8 protein-coding genes and 3 pseudogenes are annotated in these 8,106 nt (G+C 35.3%); 4 read left to right on the forward strand and 7 right to left on the reverse strand.

Features of this window, described 5'->3' with window-relative positions:
- From BTR25_RS26135 to BTR25_RS26145, 3 genes are all read right to left on the reverse strand, one after another.
- Window positions 1–217 (reverse strand): helix-turn-helix domain-containing protein (locus BTR25_RS26135; protein WP_483295291.1); only part of this gene is annotated, 217 nt, incomplete at its 3' end.
- Window positions 218–461: 244 nt separating this feature from the next.
- Window positions 462–1,076, reverse strand: coding sequence for a hypothetical protein (locus tag BTR25_RS26140; protein ID WP_075690884.1), 615 nt, complete (start codon window positions 1,074–1,076; stop codon window positions 462–464).
- Between the two features lie 379 nt (window positions 1,077–1,455).
- A complete protein-coding gene (locus tag BTR25_RS26145) occupies window positions 1,456–2,631 on the reverse strand; it encodes a GNAT family N-acetyltransferase (protein WP_075690885.1) in 1,176 nt (391 codons plus the stop codon).
- A 231-nt stretch (window positions 2,632–2,862) separates the two neighbouring features.
- Here BTR25_RS26145 and BTR25_RS26150 point away from each other — a divergent pair, with 231 nt between their 5' ends.
- A complete protein-coding gene (locus tag BTR25_RS26150) occupies window positions 2,863–3,288 on the forward strand; it encodes a type VI secretion system tube protein Hcp (RefSeq protein WP_075690886.1) in 426 nt (141 codons plus the stop codon).
- Between the two features lie 235 nt (window positions 3,289–3,523).
- Here BTR25_RS26150 and BTR25_RS28725 read toward each other — a convergent pair.
- Window positions 3,524–3,583: pseudogene (locus BTR25_RS28725) on the reverse strand (FMN-binding negative transcriptional regulator); the annotation flags it as partial.
- 305 nt (window positions 3,584–3,888) lie between these two features.
- Window positions 3,889–4,290: pseudogene (locus BTR25_RS28800) on the reverse strand (substrate-binding domain-containing protein); the annotation flags it as partial.
- Between BTR25_RS28800 and BTR25_RS27350 the strand changes: the two are divergent.
- The gene (locus tag BTR25_RS27350) at window positions 4,281–4,529 is read left to right on the forward strand and encodes a hypothetical protein (RefSeq protein WP_139311353.1); all 249 of its coding nucleotides are present in this window, start codon (window positions 4,281–4,283) and stop codon (window positions 4,527–4,529) included. The pseudogene BTR25_RS28800 and the gene BTR25_RS27350 overlap by 10 nt on opposite strands.
- A gap of 408 nt (window positions 4,530–4,937) precedes the next feature.
- Here the strand turns inward: BTR25_RS27350 and BTR25_RS26160 are convergent, their stop codons facing one another.
- A complete protein-coding gene (locus tag BTR25_RS26160) occupies window positions 4,938–5,324 on the reverse strand; it encodes a hypothetical protein (protein WP_075690887.1) in 387 nt (128 codons plus the stop codon).
- Window positions 5,325–5,730: 406 nt separating this feature from the next.
- Here BTR25_RS26160 and BTR25_RS26165 point away from each other — a divergent pair, with 406 nt between their 5' ends.
- Both BTR25_RS26165 and BTR25_RS28360 read left to right on the forward strand, forming a co-directional pair.
- Window positions 5,731–6,984 carry a sensor histidine kinase gene (locus BTR25_RS26165; protein WP_075690888.1) on the forward strand — a complete coding sequence of 418 codons (1,254 nt, stop codon included), beginning with the start codon at window positions 5,731–5,733 and terminating at the stop codon, window positions 6,982–6,984.
- Between the two features lie 647 nt (window positions 6,985–7,631).
- Window positions 7,632–7,802 (forward strand): annotated as a pseudogene (locus BTR25_RS28360) (multicopper oxidase domain-containing protein); the annotation flags it as partial.
- A gap of 66 nt (window positions 7,803–7,868) precedes the next feature.
- Here the strand turns inward: BTR25_RS28360 and BTR25_RS26170 are convergent.
- The coding region (locus BTR25_RS26170) for an integrase core domain-containing protein (protein WP_139311354.1) at window positions 7,869–8,106 on the reverse strand (238 nt) is incomplete at its 5' end.

Raw genomic sequence — 8,106 nt, forward strand, 5'->3', positions numbered from 1 at the left:
TTTTCTTATAAGTTGGCGTTTTCTTATAAGTTGGCGGACTCATTACACTTTCTGGTATGGGTAACTTTCGCACATCCTCTAGTTTACTTTCCTCAAACTCACGAATGTACTTAGCTACTGTGTTCCTGGATTTTTTTGTAATTTTTGCAATACCCCGTTTACTTTTACCCTCCATGTACATTTTAATTATTTTCTGTTTCTGGTCCAACGTGATCACTCCTGATATCCCCCTAATATGTCATTAGGGTTAATTGTCTATCAAAAGTGGCTCAGTTTTCAATTAATATGGTGGCTCACTTTTACGTTACCAAATACAACTTTCGAGAATAGCCTCAATTACTTCATAGATCTCTTTACTAACCAAAGAAGCACGTACTTAGATTTCCAGTAAGTTTTCATAACTCAACCTTATTTCTAAAAAAAAGAGAATTCTTCAATACAAAGAATTCCCTTTTAGGTTTTTATTCAGTTATCAATGTAAAAAATTGAGTAATATTATCCAAATTTTTTGTATTTCTAAGCACACAAATTACCATATTACCATCTAATTGAAGCGGCTTTAGCAACTCAATATCGGAGGCGTCAATTCCATAAACATTTTCACCTGTTTTAATTACTGTTTCATCTCGAAAATTAACCCCTAATTCATCCAGGTCTATCAGAGCTTCCTGTGTTGAAAGCTTCTCAAAAAATTCATATTGAACAATCAATACATCGATATCACCAGAAGATACCTCTGCTGTAAACTTTTGTATACCTACTTGTGAAGCCGGGTCCATGCTTGATTGGCCATAATTGATTGATTGAACTAAGACCTCTTCATGATCTTTGTCTGTTACAAGTTTGTTGGTTAAATCTTCTTGAATTTGAACGATATGATTTGTATTAAGCCCGGTTCCCATGATTGTCAGGTTAAGGTAAGTTTCTTTTTTCTCACCCACACTGCCTATTAGAAAGATTACCAGAATGATCGCAGCAATGGTCCCCATGATATGAAACCTATAATAGTCCCAAATATACGAAATTCTCTCCTTAGTACTCATCGGTGCTAGAATGGTTTTGATGTTCGGTTTCAAATGTAGTACTCCCCTTCCATGGTTAAAACGCATGATACATTTATTTTAGTATACAGTAGTTTATAATACCATCAACTTTATATGGTTATCATTCCTCGTATTTTCTGCTTGAAATGAAGTCCGAATTACAAAAAAGAAACTTGCAAAATTCCAGCAAGTTTCTTTCTTATAGGCTGTGTTAAACTAGTCTGTTGATTTACGCTACAGGCGCTATGCTTTCCGCGGGCTCGCCCGTGAGCCTCCTACAGCTTCGCACCTGTGGGGTCTCACTCAGCTCGTACATCCCGCAGGAGTCAAGCGCCTTTCACTCCAATCAACAGGTTCTAAAATCAACAGTATCCATTAACACAGCCTTCTTATAAGTGAAATCTACTAGTTATTAAAAGAAATCAAAGAATGCAGATTTCATTGATGGGACCATTTTTTCAAAAAGTTGAACCTCAGTCTCTGATCCTTTCAAGTAGCCCATTTCAAAAAGCTCCATAGGTCGCTTATAACMAAATAGAATCGCTGAAAGGGAGWTAATGTTCAATCGGATCCCTTTTCGTGGAGGATGGACACACTGGCCTCCAGTTTTTTCTTTAAATACTTTTACTTCTCCGTTTCCGAGTAAATAGCTCCCATTATTCCAATGTGCATGGGAATCATCCAGATGTAGAAATAGAGGCTCTTTTTCATGTATAAATGGAAATTTCCTTAAGCATTCCTCTGCATCGACAACCCGTGCCATGAAGTAAGGGTTGATTTCTGTTTTCACCTTCGGCTGAGAGAGAAAATAGGGGAAAGGATCATGACTAGCAAGTTTCATCTTCACGGTTTCAACCATCGAGTCATGCTGGCAAATAAAATTCCATAGCCCTAGTCTCGCCTCATGGTCAAGAGCCACCAGCTCCTCTACCTCCATTTTTCTATCCTTCACACTGTACAGCATATAGCCCTTCGCTTCGTGCTCGGAATGGTAATAGACAGCAAGCTGGGAATCATCTTCATAGATATTATTTTTCCACCAATTTGTCTCGCGTTTTAACATTCCTGTATGTCGAATGGAATAATCCTGATAAAGCTTCTCTATCTCCTCGTTATGGGTTTCTTTCGTATATCTTTTAATAAACCCTTGCGGCATTTCGAGGAATTTCAAGTTACCTTTTTCAATCGTTATATTCTTTTGCTCATTTAATATTTCCCAGCCATATTTACGGTAGAAAGATATTTCAAACGGATGTAAAAGCGATACAATTTGTTGGTTGTTTCGCATATGCTCTAAAGAATCTGTAATAAGTGCCTTCACATAACCGTTTCTTCTGTACTCTGGGTATGTAGCAACACCAGCAATTCCACCCATTTTCCATTCAACATCGTTCATAAGGATGGTTAGTGGAATAATATGTAGTTTAGCTGCTAGAAGAGTATCATCCCATATTCCTAGGACTTTATGATTTTTTATCAAATCTCTTCTAGCCGGAATATCGGCTTCCGGAATCTTGTATTGAAACGCATACATTGATAGTTTCACTGATTCTACGTAGTCATTGTCTGTGATCTCCCTAACCTGCATGATTGACCCGTCCCCTTTTTTATTATTTTTATAACAGAACAGTAACAAATTTTTTCCAATACCTTATTGTATCTTAGATTCTTTCAGTTTTGAAGAAGTATATCTGATCATTCTGTATGATGAGTTTCTTCTAATTTTTCTAATAAATAGACAAGCACCCTATACCAGGCTAGTTCACATCGCATAGCATGTAGTGTACTGTATTATTCTAATAAAAGGAGAGTGTATAGGATGGGGATTAATTATCCTACAACCATGATGTCAATAGTCATTGAAAGGGACGGTTCTGATTCAGATCTATCATTTGATATTTCTTCCTATAGCATTAATTTTTCAAATACCACAACAGGTGGTGGGGGTAGTTTCAGAGTTGAGGCAGGAGATCTCTTTATTCAAAAGGAACTCGACATCGCTTCCATCCCTCTTTTTGAGGCGGTAACTGAAGGGATTCATTTTCCATCATTGACCCTCACTGTTACTCAAAATGGCATTACATTATTAACAATTATTCTTGAGGAAGTAACTGTAACAGGATTCGATCAGACTGGTTCAGGTGCTGGAGTTTCAGAAAAGGTGAGATTTCATTATGCAGTTATCACAATGGAAACCGATGCGTTTGGTCCTAGCCAAAGTGATACCTTTGATAGAAATGCATGATTAATTGTTTTGTTGTTGGCGGGACTGAGTGGGAATCGAACCCACCAGACCGCATCTCGTAGGTCTCAAGCAGTTTAGAACTTGTTGGACACTATTTGAATAACTTTTATTTTAATTATTGTAGATTTCCCCTTATAAGAGATGCCACTTGTATGTTATCTAGATTAGAGTGTTTTCTAGGTTCATGGATGGACACATAATTCCAAGTAGGCACTGCTTTAATTGTTTCGTACTAAGAAGGTGAAATATAACAGTGTGGACCTTGAAAAACCACAAGAACTTGTTGGTTCCTTGGTACACTTTTTTATATTTATAGTCATTTAAATATGTCTCTCCTTTATATAATCAATAAATTCTCTTGGTTCCCTTTTTTACATATTCCCAGTCTATTTCAATATTTTCGAGCTCTTTGAAGAAGATGGTTTTTATTGCACAATTTGATAACAGCTGAAAATGGTACAGCAAATCTGTTTGTTTTGGAATAGGCTTAGTTGTTATTGGATTAGGAACTGCAACATAAATAAACACCCAAAGAAAAGCCTGTAGGTACATCCAGTCACCGACACCGCTTTCAATATACTCAGCCATTTCACTTGGCAATCCAAGTACAGTTAGATGTACTTTATCCTTTAAACCTTTATCTGTTAACACTTTACCAGAAGCAGCAATACCTACAGTAGTAGGGGCAATAATACCTTTAAGATCAGGATAAGATTTTAATAAAGTTTCTGTTCAGAAACACTCGCGCAGGTCATCACCATAAGCAACTTTTACTAGTTCAATATCTTTGTATTTTGGGTCTTCAAGTTCTTTTTTCATCCATTCGATCCAAGTATTTTGGTTAGTGGCTTGAGAAGTGGCACTCAGTACAGCAATTTGTCCTTTACCGCCAATCATTTCAGAAATAGCCTCGATCTGGATACGGTCGATTCTTTCAGGATCTGCCTGGTTTACGTGTACCAAACGGCCCTTTGCATTAACAGCTGAGTCGAGTGAAAGCACTTTGCCAGTGGGACTTATTCCGCCACTATTGGGTCATGGTGAAATTCCTGTTAACCATCATTGCAACCATTGTATTACTACTGCAACTGGAGCCAATCACCTACATAGCAGGCGTAGCAGTAGAGAGTAAGTTGTCCAGTTCCGACCTTAGAAATGCGAGACTCTTACTCGTAGTCCACTCTATTGGAGGATTATTGGTGTTGCTCGTGATTCGTGATTACAACACTTTCGGTTTATAAACCTCGTGGAATAACCCGTTACTGGTGGCGTATGCAACAGCAGGGTAAAGTATCGTAGCTGTAAGGCATCTATATTCGGTAGCATACCACTTATATTTTAGAAAACAGCCGCATTTAATTATTTTGAACAATAAACGTCATACTAATGAAGAATTAAGAAGTGGATAAATAGCTAAAGGAAAAAGAAATAATATAATAACAGATATCCAAATCTTTAATGGTATGGCACCAATTATGGCTAAATTCTTTCGCATAGTATTTCCTTTCGTGCCACCCTTTTTTATTTTATCTCAATAAAAAACAGCACCTCTTAAAAGAAGTTTGCTGTTCTACGTATTTTCCCATAACTTAATTGAAAAGTTAGGCTTATTCATTTCAGGGGAATTTTTCTCATAATAGCTTTTTTATCTATATGAGTTTACTCATAAGCAACATGGATACACCAAAAAATCCTATAATCACAAAGAAACATATGAACATAGTAAAATCATTCTTTCTTTGTAATTTTCTGTATTTACTATAATTGATTTCCCCTTTTGCAAATCTTAATCCATTAATATTTGGTTCCACAGAATAAAGTGTACCGTCCTTATCTTCGAGGAGTACCTTGGTAATTACGGCCCCTCCATTTGTTGTTATCTCGGAAAAATGATTCCCCTGCCCATCCTGCTTTTCAAAGCCTATACTTTTGCCGTATGAATAATCAATTCTTACCAATTTATATAATGAATTTTTCTGTATTTTTCCAGCCATATTATAAGCTTGTTGCTCGATGAAGTTATTAGAAACACACACTTTATCACCTCATTTGTTACTTTAAAAGAAAGTGCCCTTTCTGCTAATAACCAACTTTATTTCTTATAGACTAATATTTTGGTTTAAACCAACTTTTTATTTTATTGTATGAATATATTATGAAATTGTCAAAAAATTAACACTTAGTTAAAGGTATTTGAAAAACAAAAAACAGCAAGCTTTTTAGAATGCTGTGTGTGGAACAATCGTATGAAACAAGCCTTTTCGGGGCGTCACAGTGAACTTTGTTCTAGTAATATATATTTTTTGGTCATAACATTGAAGCTTAACTAGTAGGTCAATATCCATTTTTGGAAGTTTTTCACTTAAATAAAAAAAGCTCTCTTTTATAGGACTTATCCCTTATAATTAAATATGTTAAAAATTTTGACAAAGGATATTTACTATGGACTTCATTTATATTAATCAAAATGTTTTAGATAACTTGTTTTACATTTTAGTAAGTATTTTTGTTTTCTTCGTTTTAATTGATAATTTTAAAACGCTTAAAAATTATCAAAAAACCCTTATTACAGCATGTATGAGTTTACCAAGTATTTTATGTATGAAATTCCCTATTTATATTGATGAATATTGCGTACATGATTTAAGGCAAATTCCTTTTTTAATTGGAATACTTTATGGCGGATGGCCTGTCGGGGCTGCCTTGTTGATAATATCGTTGGCGATTAGATTTTTTATTTATGGATTCAATTCTCTAACTCTTATTGTTTATATCGTGATCTTTATTATAACGGCACTTCTTTCAAAAAAGTTTAGCATGTTCAATAGAAAAAATAAGCTTATTTTCTCAGTTTTGTTATCTTTGTGTCTTGGAATACTAACAACTTCTATAGCTGTTATCATATCTGATTCATTTAGGGTGACTGAAGCTTATATGTTTTATTTTATTTTCCTTCCTCCAGTAGTCATGTTTTTCGTTGTATATATAATAGAACTATTAAGTGACTCAATTAGTATAAAGTCAAAAATAGCAAAGCTAGAAAAGATGGAAGTTGTTAGCCAGTTAGCAGCGAGTATTTCCCACGAAGTTAGAAATCCTTTAACAGTTGTAAAGGGGTTTATTGATCTCCTAAAAGCCCCTAACCTTTCTCAAGAAGTTAGAGAACAGTACTTTCAACATGTGGTTAGAGAGCTTAAATCTGCAGAGACAATTATTAGTGATTACTTAGCATATGCAAAACCTGCAACCGAAGATATAGGTATTATTTTAATAGATTGTGAAATAAGAAGTATTATTGAAATGACGAAACCATTGGCCAATATGAATTCGGTGAAGATATCAGAAGAGTTAGTGCCAGGAATTACACGCGGAAATATTCAACATTTCAAGCAATGTTTTTTAAACCTGATTAAAAATAGTATTGAGGCTATGCCCAACGGTGGGGAGCTTAGTTTAGTTACACTCGTAAGTAAATTCGATATCATTATCGAGATAAGCGATAACGGTGTTGGAATGAGCAAAGAACAAATAAACCGTTTTGGCGAACCTTATTACAGCACTAAAGAAAAGGGGACTGGATTAGGTTCAATGGTTGTTGTAAAAACAATAGAGACAATGAATGGGAAAATTAAGATAAATAGTGTTTTAAATAAAGGAACAACGATAAGAATAACACTTCCTATTTATAATTCATGACAAGGTGCCAGGTACCATCCAGATATTGGATGGCACCTGGCACCTTTATTATCAATTGGTTTGCCGAAAAGTCAAAAGGCTATTGGGGAGGAATTCAAATTGATGCCCTATACTTAAAGTAATTGTAAAAACTTGTATTATGAAAAACTTTAAAAATGAAAGAGATTTTCTTTATAATAATGAAAAATAGGTGGATAGCAAGTGTGCCCGTCAAGGTATAAAGCGTAGATGGGGCTAATACTCTTCCATGCGTTCTCACAATTTTACGCATACAAAAAACCTCCAAACATAATAGTTTGAAGGCTCTGAACACACACAGTTTAAGCTTCTCGGTCTCACACAGTGTCATTCAAAATTAACAAAAGACTGTGGAGGTTGGAAGTTGAGTGATTGATTGAAAATCTAAATTTGGCGGGACTGTGTGGGAATCAAACCCACCAGACCTGGCACGCAGGTCTCAAGCAGTTTTGAAGTTAGAGGGAAGGTATTATTTCTAGTTATTCCTAAATATCATAGCTTTTCGTAAATACTTGATATTACAGGTTTTAGCTGGACTTAATTATATTTATTAATTTCTGATTATCACTAATTATCTTAAGTACGTGACCAAAATGTTACCACTACGTGACCAGAAAAATTAGTTCTTAACGGTTATGCTCCCGGCCAGTGGAGGAGCAGTTGTTGAATTCACCGTCACAAAAGAAGGTTGTTACCCTATCGTCACACACCAATTTAACCATGCAACCAAAGGGGCTGTTGCTTTCATAAAAGTTACAAAAGACGGCCACGATGATGGCAGTGAAACTATGTCACACTAAAGAATAAAAATAAAAAGCATCGAAGTGAACTTACCTAGCTAAATGAGACACATATAAAACACCATTTTAGGCTGCCATCATTCCAAATTCTTTTGGAGTGAGGTAGCCTAATTTTTCTTGTATTCTATTCTCGTTATAGTGGTACATATAGTCGTCAATTTTCGATACTACGTTAAAATTTGTCATTGAATTAAACTTAGAATACTGAAATTCCTCTGTCTTTAAATTAGAGTGAAATGATTCTATCACCGCATTATCCCAACAGTTTCCACGCCTGGACATACTACTAACCAAATGATGTTTC

Origin of the sequence: Bacillus sp. MRMR6 (assembly GCF_001940785.1) — a bacterium.
Classification (GTDB): Bacteria; Bacillota; Bacilli; order Bacillales; family Cytobacillaceae; genus Neobacillus.

Excerpts from the sequence above, each read along its gene's own strand:
- BTR25_RS26165 (WP_075690888.1), top strand. The coding sequence starts at position 5,731 with ATGGACTTCATTTATATTAATCAAAATGTTTTAGATAACTTGTTTTAC.
- BTR25_RS26150 (WP_075690886.1), top strand. The coding sequence starts at position 2,863 with ATGGGGATTAATTATCCTACAACCATGATGTCAATAGTCATTGAAAGG.